The sequence below is a fragment of the Pseudomonas sp. S35 genome (genome assembly GCF_009866765.1).
Lineage (GTDB): Bacteria > Pseudomonadota > Gammaproteobacteria > Pseudomonadales > Pseudomonadaceae > Aquipseudomonas.
In genome coordinates, this window is the sequence record NZ_CP019431.1 from 4,780,821 (window position 1) to 4,799,380 (window position 18,560).

Genomic DNA, 18,560 nt, shown 5'->3' on the forward strand with positions numbered 1-18,560 from the left:
CTCCATACTGCATTCCGTGCAATGGGTGATGGGGTTGCATTGTCGTGAAGTGAGAGAATCGACGCAACCACCAAGCTGAGTGCATTCGCCGTCTTGAGGAGCGAGCCAGCGGATCTCGACTCAAGACTGCAATGATTCGATTTGAAATCAGCCGGAATACTGTTCAAAAACTGACCATACGTTTAGTCGAGGTCACTATGGCCAGAATAGCCAAGCCGAAGCCAAAGTCTCGATCAGGCCGCCCGAAGCTTGAAACGCAGCGAGTTCTTTACCAAATCAAGCTTTCAGCCTGGGATCTGTCTTGGTCGTTCAGTCTAGCGCGGCCCGATTTTTCGAGGGCAAACGAAGGCCATTACAATGAACACATGCTCCTAACTCTGCGAGGCAAGGTCGTCCATCCAGAGAACTTCAAATATCAGGAGGTCGAGTGCCAGCTTTATGCCGATGCGCGCCTATCTCAGGACATTGACGTGCCTAGAGGCATTGGATCCATAACGGCAAGCGGAAAACGGTTGGGGGTCTTCATATCCGTACCTCGGGAGCGTATGAGCGCTTTGGTCGGTGCAGCAAATAGGTTTCAGTCCCTAGAGTTACACACGACTCCTTTACATTACCGGCGTGCACTGGTTATGACGATTCATTTGGGGACAGAGCCGGAGCCTGATTGGTGATTCCTCGCTTGGTAACCACGGGTTTTCTCCGAGGTTACCAAGGGGCATCCGCGTATCTGAATAGTCCGACGCAGCTTGGGTATGTCCATTTCAAACTAGGTTATTCGGAGTGTCCTGGATGCACGGTTGAAGATGTGATTGAGGTGTGTCTTTATCCCCGTCGCCCATAGGACAGCGAAAAGAATCAAGAGGAGGGAATCATGACTGAGATTTTTTGCGCATATCCATGCTCTCATTCAGCAAGTAATACGTAGCTGCCTTCCCAACCAATCTGACGCCATCGACCTACCGCGTACGGAGCCAAAGCGCCACCTTTTCCAGCCTATCCACCTCTTGAAGCCGTGACTTCCCAGTATCCAGGAGATCGAGCAATCTTTGCTTATCGGTAAGGGATGGAAACCACTCATAAATCTCTACATTGCAGTGATCTGAGTCACCAAGAGCCCACCTGGCAACCATATCTGCAGCAGCTCTGTAGTGATCCGCCATGTAAAGCTGTCGACCTTCTACAGACCAGCCTCGCATCGCAAGCTCGTCGGTTACGTCGATGACTCCAGCGCATCCAAAGAAATCGGTCGTATCTGGATAATGAATACCTGCCAAGGACACTTTCGCTACGTCCGAATCCCGGTCGAAGTAGGACAGGAAATGCCATCCACCTGTAGCGCTTCTACCGTGCGGAAAGTTGATCGCAGCCTTGCCAGTGATGTAGTGCGTGCGGGATACGCGTTTGAGATCAAAATCAAAAAGCGGCTGGGTCATGGGAGCTTTTTGAGCCTTGCTAGGCCTTGCTTGATGTGTCCGGCGTTCTCGCCGATTGTCTCCAGAGCACCACGGACGTTATTTCCTACATCCGCATGTCCGTGGGCTTCTACGTGGAGGGTCAACTCCATCAGGGCGGCCTCAAGGGCGAGTTGGTTCTCGTACATCCTTTCCAGCACATCCGATAACGAGTATTCCTTTGGCATTGATGTGGCCTCCTTCAGGGAAACTCAGCATAGCGCAGCACAAGAAATGAATACGTATCTAGACAAGGCTAGCTGGCAGACTACTAGCAGTGGATGGGCAAAGGGCCTTAAAAAATATGGGTAGAGCCACGATAGCCTAGAAAGCTATCGCGGTTGTTCTGCGTTTTAGCGGTTAGCGTCGGCCAAGCCAGCCTCGATGAAGCGAACGGAGCTCTCCATAGCCTGCTGACCTTCAGGCAGCATGGTGGCGTAGAAGTGCCAGGCGTGGAACATCGCTGGCCATACTTCCAGGTTTACGCGAACGCGGTTATCAGCCAGGTGAGTTGCAAGGCGCATTGCATCACTCAACATCAGCTCGTTCTCGCCGATCTGCACCAAGATTGGTGGAAGACCGGTGACGTCCGCGAACACAGGTGAGGCCAGAGGATGATTGGCCAATGTGTCGCCTAGGAATGCTCTGGCGAGGATGTCCAAGACAGGCTTGGAGTTCAGAGGATCCAGGCCTTCACGGTTGCTCATGGAAGCACCGGTGTGTTCAAGGTTCGCCCATGGTGAGATGGAGGAGCCAACCGCAGGCAATGGAAGCCCTTTCGATTTAGCCGCGACCATGACGCTGACAACCATTGCGCCGCCAGCCGACTCGCCAGAGAACGCAATTTTGTTAGCCGGGATTTTCTGCTCAAGCAACCATTCGTAAGCGCGCAATGTGTCGTCAATAGATGCTGGAAACTTGTGCTCAGGAGCGAGGCGGTAGTCCGGCATGTATACACGAGCACCGAGCATTTTCGCGTAGTTGCCGCCGATACCGTGGTAGCCGTCTGGACGTCCTACGATGTAGGCGCCGCCGTGGATGTACATCACGACCGCTTCGGTTTTGATCTCGTCCGGAGTAACCAGTGTGCCGGGTACGCCACCCATGTCGACTGCTTCGAATTTAACGCCAGCTGGCGCTGGATTTTGCGCGAGCATTTTTGCGTAAGAGTCGCGGATGTCGCTCATTTTTGTGGTGGTATCGATTCCCTTAAGAACGGGTACCAGATCGCTAAGGCTATTGGCCCAGGTTTGGACGGCTGCTTGGACTTTAGTGTTCATAATGACCTCAATTGATCGTTGGGAGTGGATTAGCTAATTGAGATACTATGCTTAGTATTGGGGAATAGGGTTCCCCATAACAGGTGCTAAGCCGCCCGAGCGTTGAGACCACCGAGGCCGTATGGAACTCCATAATCTGAATGATATCGCAGCGTTTGTAAGCTCGGTAAACGCGGGAAGCTTCACTGCGGCGGCAAAGCAACTTGGCCTCACGCGCTCTGCGGTGGGGAAGTCGATAGTCAGGCTTGAGGCTCGTTTACAGGTACGTCTACTGAATCGCACTACGCGTAGCTTGAGCATGACCGATGACGGCCAGGTTCTTTATGAGCGCTGTGTGGGCGTTCTTCAGGATCTGGATGACGTGGAGGATGCCCTCGCGTTTCGTCGTTCGACACCCAGTGGGCGACTGCGGATGAGTTTGCCGGTTGCGTTGGGCAGACTTCATGTCCTTCAGCACATTGAGTGCTGTCTTAAGGATTGGCCCTCCCTGAGCGTTGATATCACCTTCTCTGACAGGCTGGTCGATCTGATCGATGAGGGATTTGATTTGGCCATGCGCATCGGGCCACCGAAGGAAGATTCTCGGTTGCTAACGCGCACTGTGGCCTACCAACAAATGATTACCTGCGCTTCACCCAAGTATTTGGCTGAACATGCCGAGCCTAAAACGCCTGAGGATTTATCCGAGCACCAGTGCCTGCATTTTGTGAGCGGCGGCAGACTGCTTCCTTGGAATTTCCGAGTAAACGGGCGATCTGTGCCCGTTACTCATGGTGGAAGACTACAGATGGATAGTGCTGAGTCATTACACCAGTCAGCTGTAGCTGGCCTGGGCATCGCGACTCTTCCTTCCTACGTGGTAAACGACGATTTGAGGAGCGGCAAGCTCGTTCAATTGCTCGCTGGGTATGCAGAGGCCGCAGAGCCTATTCGGGTGATCTACCCTAGCAAGCGGCACCTATCTCCAAAAATTCGACTCTTTATCGATAAACTCGTGGAGGCTTGGTCACCATGCCCACCATGGGAGCAGCATTTTGCCGAGGGCATTCACACTGCCTGACCCGTGAGCGAGGCGCAAACACCAAGCAAGCGGAGCGCGCAGGCGTGAGGGATGCGAGCCCGCAGGGGCGAGACGCGCCTTGGCGGGGCTCGATTCACGGCAGCCTGACGCCGCAGGCGGCACGCCATCAGCGCCACCTCGCTCAAGCAAGAGGTAACCCCTATGCCCGACGATGAACTCCGCGAACTGGAAGCCAAGAGACGAAAAGCTTTGTGGATGCTTGCGAACATATCTCCAGGCGATTCGAAGGCGTTCGATCCCTTATCCATTCTTGATGACCTTGAACTTCAAGAGCGAAAAGACTCCCCTCATGCTGACAAGGCACTTGAGCTCAACCAGCTTCGGGATTGTGTCACGGTGCAGCATCACCACTCCGGAATCGACATCATTTTGGAGCAGACTATCCCCCAGCCCTGGAGGGAGCGCTTCAATCAGGCGAGTATCGGGTCAACCAGATTGTTAGATGGGCCTTACGCTGCGAACTGGGATAAATTTTTGGTTGAATGGGAGCGTGAGATGCAGCATCTGCAAGACCATCGACTTGCAAAGGCTGCTAACAGCTAGAACGACTGGTTCGAGCGATGGCGGCGCAAACACAAGCAGTCGGTGTAGCCAAGTGAAGTCGCACCCTCAAAACAGGAGCTGCAGAGTGGAACGGCCTTCTTTTTTTATCGATTTCGAAGCCTCAGGGATAGCCCCGGATAGCTATCCTATTGAAGTCGCCGTCGTGTCGAATGAGACCGTCTACAGCTCGCTGATCAAGCCCGTTCGGTACTGGACGCACTGGTCGTTCGATGCGCAAGACATGCATGGTCTCACTCAGGATCATTTGCTTCAGGAAGGTGATACCCCACACACCGTGGCGGAACGAATGAATCAGCTGTTTTCAGGGCAGGTGCTTTGCAGCGACTCACCTCAAGACGTGTTTTGGTTCGATGTCCTTTATGAGGCAGCAGATCTGAGACCTACCTTCGAGTTGAAGCCTTTGGAGGTGTTCGTGGGTAGGGAGGCGGCTAGTGACATTTATCACCTACTGCCAACAACTAGGCACCACCGAGCTTTCCATGATGCGACTGCTTTGATGGAAGCCTGTCGTGCTTTTTTCCAAACTTGAACGACCAGAGGGGTGGATACCTACCCTCAGCTATGCGAAAGCGATGAGTCCATTGAAGTATGGATGTAGCACAGCTTTTGCGACCGCTCGAACCGAAGGCAGGTGATCACGTGCCTGGTAGAAATGGCAAGCGGAGCGCGCAGGCGTGTGGGATGGAAGCCCGAAGGGCCGAGACCTTGGCATCGCAAGGGCTCGGTGCACGACAGCCGCTCCCCGCAGGGGCACGCCCCAACTGAAAGCTCAGGGTCACCAAAGCTCCGCATCCCAAGCATCCATAGCCTCGCTCACAGCCGCGTACCACTGGAGATCACCGAGCTGTAGGGCATTCGCAATTTGCCTGTTTGTATTGCCGTCGACCCAAGTCGGGAGACTCTCTATAGCTTCTGTGAACAGACTAGCTGTAGCGACAGCGAATCGCCCCGTACTCGTAGACTGGAGGCACATGTAGCGCACAGTAGCGCCGCTCTGCAACCGACGCCAAGCCACCACCTCGATACAGTCTATGGCGCTCACCGGGGCCTCTACGGTGGAACTCACTAACGGTTCCACCTGGGCATCTTCCGATGCTCTGAATGATCGGTTAGGCGCTTCTGACCTGTGGACAAGATGCTTCAAATGCTCACGCGAGGCGACTATCTGTTCGCGGAGCTCTTCGGGGTCAATGGACATTCCGCCCTCCGGCGTCACCCTGAGAGTTTTGAGACCGTTCGCTGCCTTGATGAACTCCCGCTCACGCTTCTTCTCTCGTTGAGGACGGCGGTCGGGAAACAGCTTGGTGATTAAGCGATGGAGGTTGATCATGGTGTATTCCACAAGCGCCGATTGTAGCCGAGAAGCTCGGATAGGCTATCACTAGCATGCCTGCATATCCCACAACCTAACGCGTATATGGCGGAACCTGTTGCCGCTGCTCGAGTGCTGTCAATAACAGCGACGAAAAATGGACATTTATCATTTTTATGTAAATCATTGATTTTAAAGAATTTGATATGTCCGTTTTAGTAATAAGCTCACGCGTGCAGAATTTCGACAAGACCATCGTCTCCATCCCCACCTGGCGATTGATGTCCGAATCGTTCAAGAACTGGCGCGGCATGCAGGCCTCCGGTGGGCGCCGGATCAAACGCAGCCTGTTTATCGACGCCAGCGGCGTGCGCTTCTTGCGCGATGACGAAGAAGTACGCATGACCCAGGTGCACCTGCTCACCGACTACATCGGGCGCAAGCAGGCCGAGCTCAAGGCCTGGAACGAAGCCCAGGGCCACAGTGCGCAACTGTCGGCCAACCGCCGCCGCATGACCAACCTCGGCACCTTTCGCGCGTATGCCCTGGCTTACCTGAAAAGCCATCCGGACATCCAGCCGAACATGACCTGCATGGTGCGCCAGATGCAAACCACCGCCCAGGGCGTGCCGCTGGAAATCTACTGCTTCACCCGCACCACGGCGTGGGCGGATTACGAACGGATCCAGGGGGATATTTTCGATTACCTGCTGGCGGTGTTGCCAGAATTCGGGCTGACGCTGTATCAGCAACCGAGCGGCACTGACTTGCGCACGGGGATCGCCGCCATGACCCATCAGCCCCAGGCCGCAGAGCCGCTGGTGTAATGACACCGACACCGACGTGGGGCAGCAGCCTCCCGTCGGTGCAAGCCTCTCGATATCAGCCGGCCACTATTTGTAGCCGCTGCACCCGAATAATCAACTTGTGCGACCCAGAAAGAAAATTTTTCCTACGCCTTTAGTGAATTTCACTACTTGCGCGCACTATTTCTAATCTGTTTTAAAAAAAACCAACGCCTTAGCATCTGGCCATCGAACAACGCCAGATAAAGGCCACCGCTCATGTTATGGACAACTCAGCTTTCTGATAATGCAGCAGACTTTGTATTAAGTTCGAATGCCGAAGCGCTGACCCACTATTGTGGGGCTACGGCCTTTGCGCAACCTCGCAGTTTTTATACCCAAGGCCCCTATCAGCGACCGTCCAGGCCTCAGGACGTTACTGACGCGATCATCACCACCAGCCTGACCAGCGACCAACTCTCAAACAGTCAGCACCTGTTGGCGCAACGCTTGTTATTGAATATCTATGAGCAAGACCTGGTCTTCCTGCCCAAGCCGCCACTGGAACTCGACTTCAAGGCGTTCAAACAGTTCTATGATCCCCAGCACGCCGCCAGTGGCAAGAAGATCCGCCCATTGCTGGAACACTATCTGTACAACTGGCTCAAAGAAGAAGTGCACATCAATGGTCCATGGTGCCTGGACTCCTTTATCGCCCACACCGATAAAGTCCTGGATGACGTCGCCCAGGCCGACTCCAAACTCCATGAGGTGCTGACCACCAGCCGCCACCCACAGCGTGCCGCGCGGTTTTTCATGACCCAATGCGCGGGCGACTTCCTCAGTGAAGCCTCGGCGATGGCCCGCAACGTCTTGGGCAACTGCGGTGTGTACACCAGCGAGTTGTTCAAGATCCTGATCGACGAGTATGGCTACGGCGTCGACAAGAAGAAGCACAGCACCATCTTTGAAGACATGCTCCAGGACATGGACATGTCGCATCACGTGCACCATTACTGGCAGTTCTACACGCCGGCGTCGCTGTCACTCACCAACTATTTCCACTATGTGTCGGCCAACCATGGCGAGCTGTTTCGCTATATCGGTGCCATGTACTACACCGAAGCCACGCTGGCGCTGACCACCAAGCACCAGTCACGTGCGATCAAGAGCATCTTCGACGGCCAGGTCTGCACCGCCTACTTCGATGAGCATGCTCACATTGATGTGCACCACGGCAGAATGGCCCTCCAGCGCCTGATCATTCCCATGATCAAGCAGTTCGGCACCAAAATCATCCCCGACCTTATCCGTGGTTTTGAAGAGTTCAAGCTCCTTCAGGACATCGCCGACGAAGAGCTGTATGCCCATATCAAATGGCATGACGAGCTGGATGAACATCGCGCCAAGGCCGCGCAGCTCCAGGGCCACAAGCCGGTAGACCTGAGAATCACCGAGGCTGAACACGAACTGTCGGTACTGCATACCCACCCCAACGACGAACTGTTCTGGGTCGAATCCGGCGAACTGGACTTTATCGCCAGCCCCGAACTGACGCTGCGCCTCACGTCTGGCGAAGGCGTGGTGATTCCCAAGGGCATGCTCCATGGCACCTACATCGTCAGCCCGTCCTGCACGTACACCGTCACCGCCATCTGAGTGGGCAAGCCAATGAAAGCCATCAGCCTCAATATCTCCCACGCCAACTACGTGGCCGTGGAGGAAAGAACCTACTTCCTCAAGCGTCACGCGTATTCGACCCAATTATTGCCCACCGCGTGCCCCCATCGTGGCGGCCCGCTGCACATGGGCGAAGTGACGGGTGACGGCCAAAGCGTGATCTGCCCCTGGCACGACAACGCCTACAAGGTCTGCAACCTAGAGAAGAAGGCGCTGCCCACCGTGCGCGTCAGAAACCAGATCAGCACCGTGGTCGGCGACACCGAGCGGTGCGTGCCGTTACTTAAACTCTCCCGTTACGACGGATGAAGCCCATGAATACTAAATCGACACTGACCGCGTTCTATTCAATCGTGACGCTCTTTACCGGCCTCGACATGGCAATTGTGATCGCGATGGTCTGGTTTGGCCTGGAGACCACCGGCTCGACATTCCTGGTGGGCGCCACCTTGTGCGTGGCCACCGTGGTGCCCTATTTATGCGAACAGTACATCGGCAAGTTCTTCACCATTGAACTCAGCCTGAAGCGGCTGTTGTACATACGCCTGGCGGCCTTCGCCGCCGTCCTGGGGCTGTCGTTTACCCAGGCCGCCTTGCTGCCGATCGGCTTTCTGGCGATCGCGTTTGTGGTGGGCGTCACCGACTACTTCACCATCAGCACCCTGGAGTCGAAAAACACCAAGCTGGTACTCGCCGGCCTCACCGACAGCGACACCTGCGCGCGGTTGATGCAGACTTCGATACAGATCGGCGCCTTCGGCGGCGCACTCCTGGGCGGCTTGATCGTGGATGTGTTTTCGGTCAACCAGACGCTGCAGATCATCAGCCTCGCGGCGATTGTGTCATTGGCAGGCGTCTACCTGGTGGCCGACAGCCCCAGCGCAGAAACCGCCGAGCAGACCGCAACCTCCACCACCGCCCGAGCGCTGGACCTGCCACGCAACCTCTACATTCTGATCATTGTATTGAGCATGATCGGTTTCCATATCGGGGCGTTCAACAGCTTGGTGCCCATCGTTTTTCAGAAACTCAATGAGTGGAATGCCACCCTGTTTGGCGTCGCCAGCGGCCTGGCGGGCCTGGGTGCCTTCAGCGCCGCGGTGTTGCCGCGCATCAAACTCAACAGTTATGGAGCCATCTTGCTGGTGATACTGGCGGACGTGGCAATCGTCTACTTCCAGCACCTCTACGTGATGATGGCCGCCGCATTCCTGCTGGGCTTCTGCATCAACAGCCTGCGGATCCAACTGCGCAAAACCCTGATCGAATCGGCGCCCAACGCCAGGGTGGCCGACGTGATCGCCGCGAAAAGCTCGCTTTATTACCTGCTGGTCAGTGGCTCGGCACCGATGATCCTGACGTTCTTTACCACCTCGGGGTTTCTCGGACTCGAAGGCGCACGCCTATTGATGATTGTCTCCGCCGGCCTGTTGGCCACTGCCGTGCTGGCATGGAACCTGACCCCGGCCGCCTCGCCTACCGCTACCACGGAATAAGGACTGCACGACGTGAAAACCGTACTCATTGTTGACCCGTTTTCCACGGGCAAACTCTATGCCCCCTTGCTCAACGCGCAGGGCATACGGTGCATCGCCGTGATTTCCACACGTGCCTTGCCTGAACACTTTACCAACGACCTGATCGCAGAGAATTTCCATGAGGTGTATCACTGGGAAGAGAGCCTGCTGATCACCCTGGAAACCTTGTCACTGAGCGCGGTGATCGCCGGCTGCGAAACCGCGATCTACCTCACGGACTACCTGACGGAGCTTCTTCGCATCCCAGGCAACAGCCGTATCACCAGTGACCTGCGGCGCAACAAGTTCTCCATGCAGCAAGCGCTGAAAAAACACCAGTTGGCGCACATTGATTCGTACCTCCTGAGCTCACCGAGCCGCATTGGCGAAGTCGTGGCCAAGCTGGAGGAGTCGGCCACTTATGTGGTCAAGCCACTGAATTCAGCCGCCACCGAAGGCGTGGTGTTTGCCCAGGGCAAGGGCGAAGCAGAAACCGCCTTGCGAAACGCAGCCTGGCAGCAGAAAAACGACCTGGGTGAAACCAACCTTGGCTTCATCGTGCAGTCGTTTATCGCGGGGCCGGAGTACGTGGTCGACATGGTCGCCTTTGCCGGCACGTACATCGTTGCCAGTGTCTGCAAGTACACCAAGATCCAGAAAAACGGCAGCATGTTTGTCTATGAAAGCCTCGACACCCTAGACCCGCAGGCAGCCGAGCTGCACCCACTGATCGACTATGCCCGCCAGGCAGCGGCAGCCCTGGGCGTGCAGGTCGGGCCGATTCACATGGAGATCATCTGGTCTGACGCCGGGCCTGTCATGATTGAGGCAGGCGGGCGCTTGCACGGTGGCATCGCGCCCCTGCTGTTTCAGCAGGTGTATCACCCCGACTTGTTGTCACTGTCGATCGACAGCTACATCGGCGAACCGTCCCCGCAGGTCAAGACAGTCAGCCAGATCAGCCACGGCCGGATCGGTTTCTTCTGCTCCGAAGAGAATCGCACCTTCGACCTTCCCGCCCCCCTGGCCATACAGAGTGCCCAGGCGGACGAGGCCTATTGCGGCCACCGCTACTTCATCGGCCCTGGTGATACCACGCCACTCACGATCGACTTCGCCACCTGTCCGGGACTGTTCTGGCTACAGAGCCCTTCGGCGCTGCAGCTGGACGCCAGTACCGCCAACCTTCGAAAAAAACTGTGGTGTTAAGGTTATGAAAAGTCGCTTGATCCTCAAGAAGTCAGCCTGTGAGCTGGGCATCAACAATGCGTGCGCCGCCGTTATCGAAGACATCACCGTGTCGGACGACCAAAGTTTCGTCGGGGTGCTGCAAAGTAACCTGAACCATGTGGCCTCGCGCCTCAACGAGCTGGACTCAAACCTTGTGTATGAAGGGTTTGCCAAACAGCTCAAAAAGCTCGGCTACGAAAACACTGTCAGCGCCAACGAAAAGCTGCTGCGGCGGTTCATCGCCAAGGGCGTGTACCCCATCAACAACATCGTCGACGCCTATAACGCCGTCTCGATCCGTCATGGGGTCAGCATCGGCGTGCACACCTATCATCAGAAGGATGACATTTACGTAATGCGCTCGGACAAACCGAGGGTTCTACGCCCATTGTTCGCCAAGAAGCCCATCACGATTCCCGTTGGCGACATCGTCTATACCTGCGGAGACGTGCCTTTGGCGAGCATCGGCAAGGTGGACGCCGACGCCCACGACTTCAGGCTGACGAAAGACTCGTCCAGGCTATTGGTCGTGATCCTGGGGCATGACGACACGTCGTTTCAATTCAACCATGCGGTCATCGAAGAGTTCGTGGACACCCTTCGCCAGAAAATGCCGAACCTGAGTCACCACTTTCTCGAAACCGTTCGCGATCACGCCTAGCGCCAGGCCTTCAACACAGGATTGACCACGACCTCCTTCACATGCTCGATTTTCAGCAGGCTGTCCTTGAAGACCATCAGTTCTTCAAAGCTCCTGTAGCGGACGTCGAGCATCATGTCCACGTCGCCAAACAGCGAATAGGCATGCACCACCTGGCTGAACTGCTGGACCTTGGGGAATACCAGATGGCAACTGCTGCCATGGAGCGTCAGCATCAGAAACGCAGACTGCAGCACTTCATCTTCCTCGGCGACGTGGATGGTGAAGCCGAGGATGATGCCCTTTTCAATCAACTTCTGGACACGCGACTCCACCGCCGTTCGAGACTTGTGAACTTGCCGCGCCAATTGCGCCAGGCTGACACGGGAGTCATCCTTCAAGGCCGCAATGATCAGTTCATCTGTCTTGTCCACTCTGCCGCCCCCACACCGTTCTTTTCTATAGCAGACTTTCATTGCCGCTCACGCATGTCCTGAGCCCATCACGTGGCAGACTTTACGCCAGGTACCGGTTTTATACCCAGCCGACTGATCCACACCGCCCCCAGAATCACCAAGCCGCCCAAGGCCAGCCGCCCCAAGGGCTCGTGCTGGTTCCAGATCAGCAGGTTCAGCAACAGCCCCACCGGTACATGCAAGTTGTTCATCACGGCCAGGGTGCCGCCGTGGACCAGGCAGGCGCCCTTGTTCCACCAGTACATGCCCAGCGCCGTGCTGACCAGCCCGAGAAACAGCAGCACACCCCATTGCAGCGGTGCATCGGGCAAGAAGTTGGCTTTGCCGAACAGCAGGAAGGCAGGCAACACCACCAGCAGTGCACCGAGGTAGAAGTAACCGAAGCGACGGTAATGCGGCAGGTCACTGGGGTAACGCGCGACCAAGTGCTTGTACATCACCTGCCCGGCGGCGTAGGTGAAGTTGGCCAGTTGCAGCAGCAGGAAGCCCATCAGGAAGTGCGGCGTGATCTGGTCGAAGCGAATCACCGCCGCACCCGCCACCGCTACCAGTGCGGCCACCAGCGCCCAAGGGTTGAAACGACGGTTCAGGGCATCTTCGATCAGCGTCACGTGCAACGGCGTGAGGATGGTGAACAGCAACACCTCCGGTACCGTGAGCACACGAAAGCTCAGGTACAGGCACACGTACGTCACGCCAAACTGCAACGCACCGATCACCAGCATGCCGCGCATAAAAGCCGGTTCTACCGAACGCCAGCGGGTCAGCGGGATGAATACCAGTCCGGCCAACAACACGCGCACCAGCACCGCGAAGTAACTGTCGACATGACCGGCGAGGTATTCGCCGATCAGACTGAAGGAAAATGCCTGAATCAGGGTAACAACCAGTAGATAGCCCATGCGCGCCTCGTCTCGAATGGGCGGGACATTAAAGGTTTTCGGTGTTTGAAGAAACTCGGCGCAAAAAAAACCCGACCTCGCTAAAGCGTCAGTCGGGCAGGAGCACTCAGGAGCAACAAGTGCAAAGGGAGGTTCGTACGCGTACTTGAAGGGTTTGCGTCGAGCGATATAAACACCGCGCGATTATCTGACGATTAAAGGATCAAGCGGCTCATGCCACGAGCTGCACCAACAAGGCCTTGGCGTGGTTGATGCCCTTTTCCTGGAAATCACCGCTCAGGTTCACCCCTTCGGCGTGAATGAAAGTGACGTCATGAATCCCGATAAAGGCCATGACCTGGCGCAGGTACGGTTCCTGGTGATCGGAGCTCGCGCCGGTGTGGATGCCGCCGCGTGCGGTGAGCACGATGGCACGCTTGCCGGTCAACAAACCCTGCGGGCCGGTGGGGGTGTATTTGAAGGTCACACCGGCGCGCAACACATGATCCAGCCAGGCCTTGAGGGTGCTGGGAATGGCGAAGTTGTACATCGGCGCGGCCATGACCAGGACATCGGCGGCCAGCAGTTCATCGGTCAGTTCGTTGGAGCGGTCGAGGGACGCCTGTTCGCCAGCGTTACGTTGATCGGCCGCTTTCATCCAGCCACCGAGCAGGTTGGCGTCCAGGTGCGGCACCGGGTTGAGGGCCACATCACGCACGGTGATGTGATCCGCTGGGTGGGCGGCCTGCCATTGGCTGATGAACTGCTGAGTCAGTTGGCGGGAAATCGAATCCTGCTGGCGGGCGCTGCTTTCGATGATCAGAACGTTGGACATGGCTTCGTAGGCTCCATCTGAAACTGCTGTAAGTCGATGGAGAAAAGATTAACCAAGGGCTATTCGATTAAAAAGCGCAAAAAATTGCTATAACCCATCTAGAAATTTGTTAATAAGCGGAGTATTCCTGTGGACATGCTCCGCTGCCGCTTTATTTTGGCGCGCAGGCCAATGCAATACGCATCTTGATAATGGCGCGGTTGAACTTCACCGTGGTGTTGGTGCTTTTGCCCGCCGGCACCGAGACCGTGCGACGACGTGGTGCCTCCGGGCCGTTGGTGAAGGTTACCGAACACACGGCGTCTTTCGTGCCGTAGTTATTCAGTTGTATCGAACTGATGTCGCCGTCCACATCGGAAGCGGTGTAATCAATGCTGACCCCGTCGATTTTCTTGGTCACGTCGATAGGGTAGGCAAACGCGCTCATCGGCAGCAGCGCCAGCAACACACAACAGAATTTTCTCATTCGGCAGTCTCCAATAAGGACTGTCAGCTTAGGACAAGAGGAACCCATCTTGAAAGCGCCCCGCGTTACCCTTGATCAATGGCGCACGCTGCAAGCCGTAGTCGACCATGGCGGCTTCGCCCAGGCGGCCGAAGCGCTGCACCGTTCGCAGTCCTCGGTGAGCTACACCGTGGCCCGCATGCAAGACCAATTGGGCGTGCCGCTGCTACGCATCGATGGGCGCAAGGCCGTCCTCACCGACGCCGGTGAAGTGCTGTTGCGCCGCTCGCGGCAACTGGTGAAAAACGCCAGCCAACTGGAAGACCTCGCCCACCATATGGAGCAAGGCTGGGAAGCCGAAGTGCGGCTGGTAGTGGACGCGGCTTACCCCAACGCGCGCCTGGTGCGTGCACTCACCGCCTTTATGCCGCAAAGCCGCGGTTGCCGCGTGCGCCTGCGCGAAGAGGTGCTGTCCGGTGTCGAGGAGCTGTTGATCGAAGGCGTGGCCGACCTGGCGATTTGCGGTTTCAGCATCCCCGGTTTCCTCGGCTCGGAGATGAGCGATGTGGAGTTCGTCGCCGTGGCCCACCCCGAACATCCATTGCATCGCATGAATCGCGAGCTGAGCTTCCAGGACCTGGAAAGCCAGATGCAGGTGGTGATCCGCGACTCCGGTCGCCAACAGCCTCGCGACGTCGGCTGGCTCGGCGCCGAACAACGCTGGACCGTCGGCAGCCTGGCCACCGCCGCGGCCTTCGTCGGCAGCGGCCTGGGCTTTGCCTGGTTGCCCCGGCACATGATCGAGCGTGAGCTCGCCGAGGGTGTGCTCAAGCAACTACCCTTGGAACAGGGCGGCAGCCGCCACCCCACGTTCTACCTGTATTCAAACAAGGACAAACCCTTGGGGCCGGCGACGCAGATCCTCGTGGAATTGCTGCGCACGTTTGACACGGCGCCCCTGGACGCGCCTTTCGCCGCCCCCCAACAAGCCTGAAACGGAGTTCACCCATGGCCTGGTTCGACCATGAAGGCTGCAGCCTGCACTACGAGGAATACGGTCACGGCACGCCACTGGTGCTGATCCACGGCCTGGGCTCCAGCAGTCAGGATTGGGAATTGCAGATTCCGGTACTGGCCCGGCACTACCGCCTGATCGTGGTGGACGTACGCGGTCATGGTCGCTCTGATAAACCCCGCGAGCGCTACAGCATCCAGGGTTTCACCCATGACCTGGTGGCGCTGTTCGAGCACCTGAACCTGCCCCCCGCCCATGTGGTGGGCCTGTCCATGGGCGGCATGATCGCCTTCCAGTTGGCCGTGGATGAACCCGTGTTGGTCAGGAGCCTGTGCATCGTCAATAGCGCGCCCGAGGTCAAGGTGCGCAGTGCCGATGACTATTGGCAGTGGGCCAAACGCTGGACCCTGGCCCGCGTGCTCAGCCTGAACACCATCGGCAAGGCTTTGGGTGACAGATTGTTTCCAAAACCTGCACAGGCGGACCTGCGCCGCAAGATGGCCGAACGCTGGGCAAAAAACGACAAACGTGCTTATCTCGCCAGCTTCGATGCGATTGTGGGCTGGGGCGTGCAGGAACGACTTTCGCGGATTGCCTGTCCAACCCTGGTCATCAGCGCCGACCACGACTACACCCCTGTGGCGCACAAAGAAATCTATGTAAAACTGCTGCCCGATGCGCGACTGGTGGTGATCGAAGATTCCCGCCATGCCACGCCCTTGGATCAACCCGAAGTCTTTAACGCAACCTTGCTCGATTTTCTAAAGACAGTCGAAACCACTACCCAGGATCACTGACCCATGCTGAAAAAAATCGCCTTCTTTGCCGGTTCCGTATTATTCGCTGCCAACCTGATGGCAGCCGAGCCCGCCAAGGCGCCTCACGTACTGATCAGCACCACCAACGGCGACATTGAAATCGAACTGGACCCGGTCAAGGCGCCGATCAGTACCAAGAACTTCCTGGCCTATGTCGACAAGGGCTTCTACACCAACACGATTTTCCACCGCGTGATCCCGGGCTTCATGGTCCAGGGCGGCGGGTTCACCCAGCAAATGTCGCAAAAGCCGACCGAAGCGCCGATCAAGAACGAGGCCAGCAACGGCCTGCATAATGTGCGTGGCACGCTGTCGATGGCCCGTACGTCGAACCCGGATTCGGCCACCAGCCAGTTCTTCATCAACGTGGCTGACAACGCCTTCCTCGATCCAGGTCGCGATGCCGGTTATGCCGTGTTCGCCAAGGTGGTCAAGGGCATGGATGTGGTTGATGTGATCGTCAACTCGCAAACTACTACCAAGCAGGGCATGCAGAACGTGCCAATCGATCCTGTGTACATCAAGTCGGCCAAGCGCATCGACTGAGGTCTGCAGGAAACTCCGCGTGCAGCCCACAAGGCCGCGCGCGCATTTGAAAGGAGAGCCCGCCCTGCGGGCGTCAACCCTGATGCTCTATCGTCGTTTTGAACAACTGATCGATATATTCCGCGACGCACCCAGCGAAGCCCCTCCCGATAAAGTCCTGCCCTTCTACCTCTACTACCTGCGCCAGGTGTGGCCGCATTTTGCCGCGCTGTTGGTAGTGGGCCTGATCGGTGCCTTGATCGAAGTCGCGCTGTTCAGCTACCTGAGCCGCATCATCGACCTGGCCCAAGGCACGCCGCCCGCCGATTTCTTCCAGGTCCACAGCACCGAGCTGATCTGGATGGCCGTGGTCGCCCTGCTGCTGCGCCCGATTTTCGGCGCGCTGCACGACCTGCTGGTGCACCAGACCATCAGCCCCGGCATGACCAGCCTGATCCGCTGGCAGAACCATAGCTACGTGCTCAAGCAGAGCCTGAACTTCTTCCAGAACGACTTCGCCGGGCGCATCGCCCAGCGCATCATGCAAACCGGCAACTCCCTGCGCGACTCCGCCGTCGCGGCGGTGGATGCGATCTGGCACGTGGCGATCTACGCCATCAGCTCCCTGGTGCTGTTTGCCGAAGCCGACTGGCGCCTGATGATACCGCTGGTGACCTGGATCATCGCCTACAGCCTGGCGCTGCGCTATTTCGTGCCACGGGTGAAGGAGCGCTCGGTCATCTCCTCCGAGGCGCGCTCCAAACTGATGGGGCGTATTGTCGACGGCTACACCAACATCACCACCTTGAAGCTGTTCGCCCATACCCAATCCGAACAGGAGTACGCCAAGGAAGCGATCATCGAGCAGACCGAAAAGACCCAACTGGCCAGCCGCGTGGTGACCAGCATGGACATCGTGATCACCACCATGAACGGCCTGCTGATTGTCACCACCACGGGCCTGGCCCTGTGGCTGTGGACCCAGTCGCTGATTTCCGTGGGCGCGATTGCCCTGGCCACCGGTCTGGTGATCCGCATCGTCAACATGTCCGGCTGGATCATGTGGGTGGTCAACGGCATTTTCGAAAACATCGGCATGGTGCAGGACGGCCTGAAAACCATCGCCCAGCCCTTGGCAGTGATCGACCGCGACAACGCCCCGCGCCTGAGCGTGCCCCACGGCGAAGTGCGTTTTGAGCAGGTAGATTTCCACTACGGCAAGCAGAGCGGGATCATTGGCGGCCTGAACCTTGAGATCAAGGCCGGTGAAAAAATCGGCCTGATCGGCCCGTCCGGCGCGGGCAAGTCGACCCTGGTCAACCTGCTGCTGCGCCTGTACGACCTGCAAGGCGGACACATCCTGATCGATGGCCAGGACATCGCCGAAGTGGCCCAGGAATCCCTGCGCGCGCAGATCGGCATGATCACCCAGGACACTTCGCTGCTGCACCGATCCATCCGCGACAACCTGCTGTACGGCAAGCCGGACGCCACCGACGAAGAACTCTGGGCCGCCGTGCACAAGGCCCGCGCCGATGAGTTCATCCCGCTGCTGTCGGACGCCGAAGGCCGTACCGGGCTGGATGCCCACGTGGGCGAACGCGGAGTAAAACTCTCCGGTGGTCAGCGTCAACGCATCGCCATCGCACGCGTGCTGCTAAAGGACGCGCCGATCCTGATCATGGACGAGGCCACCTCGGCGCTCGACTCGGAAGTGGAAGCGGCGATCCAGGAAAGCCTGGAAACCCTGATGAAAGGCAAGACGGTGATCGCGATTGCGCACCGTTTGTCCACCATTGCGCGAATGGATCGCCTGGTGGTGCTGGAGAAAGGCCAGATTGCCGAAAGCGGCAGCCATGCCGAACTGCTTGCCCACAAGGGCTTGTATGCGCGGTTGTGGCAGCACCAGACGGGTGGGTTTGTCGGTATCGACTGAGGATTTCAATCCCATACACCCTCCCATATTTGTTCACAGCCATTCAGTAGACAGCCACTCAGTAGAATGTGCAGTTCGCGCCAACGCCC

The 18,560-nt window shown here is 57.3% G+C and carries 20 protein-coding genes and 1 pseudogene; 13 read left to right on the forward strand and 8 right to left on the reverse strand.

All coding sequences use genetic code 11. From position 1 onward, the window contains the following. Positions 1-956 precede the first annotated feature (956 nt). The 3 genes from PspS35_RS21390 to PspS35_RS21400 form a co-directional block, all read right to left on the reverse strand. The gene (locus tag PspS35_RS21390) at positions 957-1,433 is read right to left on the reverse strand and encodes a hypothetical protein (protein WP_159936686.1); all 477 of its coding nucleotides are present in this window, start codon (positions 1,431-1,433) and stop codon (positions 957-959) included. Continuing rightward, entirely contained in the window at positions 1,430-1,639 is a 210-nt protein-coding gene (locus PspS35_RS21395) for a hypothetical protein (protein WP_159936687.1), read from the reverse strand. The genes PspS35_RS21390 and PspS35_RS21395 overlap by 4 nt, the downstream gene beginning before the upstream one ends. 165 nt (positions 1,640-1,804) lie before the next feature. Beyond that, positions 1,805-2,731: an alpha/beta hydrolase gene (locus tag PspS35_RS21400; RefSeq protein WP_174244832.1), complete on the reverse strand. Its 927-nt coding sequence runs from the start codon at positions 2,729-2,731 to the stop codon at positions 1,805-1,807. A gap of 121 nt (positions 2,732-2,852) precedes the next feature. Here PspS35_RS21400 and PspS35_RS21405 point away from each other — a divergent pair, with 121 nt between their 5' ends. From PspS35_RS21405 to PspS35_RS21415, 3 genes are all read left to right on the forward strand, one after another. Beyond that, positions 2,853-3,791, forward strand: a complete 939-nt coding sequence (locus PspS35_RS21405) for a LysR family transcriptional regulator (RefSeq protein ID WP_122727918.1) — start codon at positions 2,853-2,855, stop codon at positions 3,789-3,791. Positions 3,792-3,953: 162 nt separating this feature from the next. Further along, positions 3,954-4,355: a hypothetical protein gene (locus PspS35_RS21410; RefSeq protein WP_159936688.1), complete on the forward strand. Its 402-nt coding sequence runs from the start codon at positions 3,954-3,956 to the stop codon at positions 4,353-4,355. A gap of 85 nt (positions 4,356-4,440) precedes the next feature. Beyond that, complete coding sequence (locus PspS35_RS21415; protein ID WP_159936689.1) at positions 4,441-4,905, forward strand: hypothetical protein; 465 nt, start codon at positions 4,441-4,443, stop codon at positions 4,903-4,905. A gap of 246 nt (positions 4,906-5,151) precedes the next feature. Here the strand turns inward: PspS35_RS21415 and PspS35_RS21420 are convergent, their stop codons facing one another. Then, a complete protein-coding gene (locus PspS35_RS21420) occupies positions 5,152-5,706 on the reverse strand; it encodes a hypothetical protein (protein ID WP_159936690.1) in 555 nt (184 codons plus the stop codon). 212 nt (positions 5,707-5,918) lie between these two features. On the opposite strand from PspS35_RS21420, the pseudogene PspS35_RS21425 reads away from it, so the two are divergent. The 6 genes and pseudogenes from PspS35_RS21425 to PspS35_RS21450 form a co-directional block, all read left to right on the forward strand. After that, positions 5,919-6,515, forward strand: a pseudogene (locus tag PspS35_RS21425) (mechanosensitive ion channel family protein); the annotation flags it as partial. Positions 6,516-6,752: 237 nt separating this feature from the next. After that, complete coding sequence (locus PspS35_RS21430) at positions 6,753-8,132, forward strand: iron-containing redox enzyme family protein (RefSeq protein WP_238785916.1); 1,380 nt, start codon at positions 6,753-6,755, stop codon at positions 8,130-8,132. 12 nt (positions 8,133-8,144) lie between these two features. Then, the gene (locus PspS35_RS21435; protein ID WP_159936691.1) at positions 8,145-8,462 is read left to right on the forward strand and encodes a Rieske 2Fe-2S domain-containing protein; all 318 of its coding nucleotides are present in this window, start codon (positions 8,145-8,147) and stop codon (positions 8,460-8,462) included. Positions 8,463-8,467: 5 nt separating this feature from the next. Continuing rightward, positions 8,468-9,649, forward strand: coding sequence for an MFS transporter (locus PspS35_RS21440; protein WP_159936692.1), 1,182 nt, complete (start codon positions 8,468-8,470; stop codon positions 9,647-9,649). Positions 9,650-9,661: 12 nt separating this feature from the next. Further along, entirely contained in the window at positions 9,662-10,879 is a 1,218-nt protein-coding gene (locus tag PspS35_RS21445; RefSeq protein WP_159936693.1) for an ATP-grasp domain-containing protein, read from the forward strand. A gap of 4 nt (positions 10,880-10,883) precedes the next feature. Then, complete coding sequence (locus tag PspS35_RS21450) at positions 10,884-11,561, forward strand: phenylalanine--tRNA ligase beta subunit-related protein (protein WP_159936694.1); 678 nt, start codon at positions 10,884-10,886, stop codon at positions 11,559-11,561. Here the strand turns inward: PspS35_RS21450 and PspS35_RS21455 are convergent. The 4 genes from PspS35_RS21455 to PspS35_RS21470 form a co-directional block, all read right to left on the reverse strand. Next, positions 11,558-11,974 (reverse strand): Lrp/AsnC family transcriptional regulator, encoded by a 417-nt coding sequence (locus tag PspS35_RS21455; RefSeq protein WP_159936695.1) that lies wholly within the window; start codon positions 11,972-11,974, stop codon positions 11,558-11,560. The genes PspS35_RS21450 and PspS35_RS21455 overlap by 4 nt on opposite strands. 68 nt (positions 11,975-12,042) lie before the next feature. Beyond that, the gene (locus tag PspS35_RS21460; protein WP_159936696.1) at positions 12,043-12,918 is read right to left on the reverse strand and encodes a carboxylate/amino acid/amine transporter; all 876 of its coding nucleotides are present in this window, start codon (positions 12,916-12,918) and stop codon (positions 12,043-12,045) included. 211 nt (positions 12,919-13,129) lie between these two features. Next, entirely contained in the window at positions 13,130-13,732 is a 603-nt protein-coding gene (locus PspS35_RS21465; protein WP_159936697.1) for an FMN-dependent NADH-azoreductase, read from the reverse strand. 151 nt (positions 13,733-13,883) lie between these two features. Further along, on the reverse strand, positions 13,884-14,198 hold the full coding sequence (locus PspS35_RS21470) for a 3-phosphoglycerate kinase (protein WP_159936698.1): 315 nt from the start codon (positions 14,196-14,198) through the stop codon (positions 13,884-13,886). Between the two features lie 49 nt (positions 14,199-14,247). Here PspS35_RS21470 and PspS35_RS21475 point away from each other — a divergent pair, with 49 nt between their 5' ends. From PspS35_RS21475 to PspS35_RS21490, 4 genes are all read left to right on the forward strand, one after another. Further along, positions 14,248-15,171 (forward strand): LysR family transcriptional regulator, encoded by a 924-nt coding sequence (locus PspS35_RS21475; protein ID WP_159936699.1) that lies wholly within the window; start codon positions 14,248-14,250, stop codon positions 15,169-15,171. A 14-nt stretch (positions 15,172-15,185) separates the two neighbouring features. After that, positions 15,186-15,989, forward strand: a complete 804-nt coding sequence (locus PspS35_RS21480) for an alpha/beta hydrolase (protein WP_159936700.1) — start codon at positions 15,186-15,188, stop codon at positions 15,987-15,989. 3 nt (positions 15,990-15,992) lie between these two features. Continuing rightward, complete coding sequence (locus tag PspS35_RS21485) at positions 15,993-16,556, forward strand: peptidylprolyl isomerase (protein WP_159936701.1); 564 nt, start codon at positions 15,993-15,995, stop codon at positions 16,554-16,556. A gap of 82 nt (positions 16,557-16,638) precedes the next feature. Then, complete coding sequence (locus PspS35_RS21490) at positions 16,639-18,471, forward strand: ABC transporter ATP-binding protein (protein WP_159936702.1); 1,833 nt, start codon at positions 16,639-16,641, stop codon at positions 18,469-18,471. Positions 18,472-18,560 lie beyond the last annotated feature (89 nt).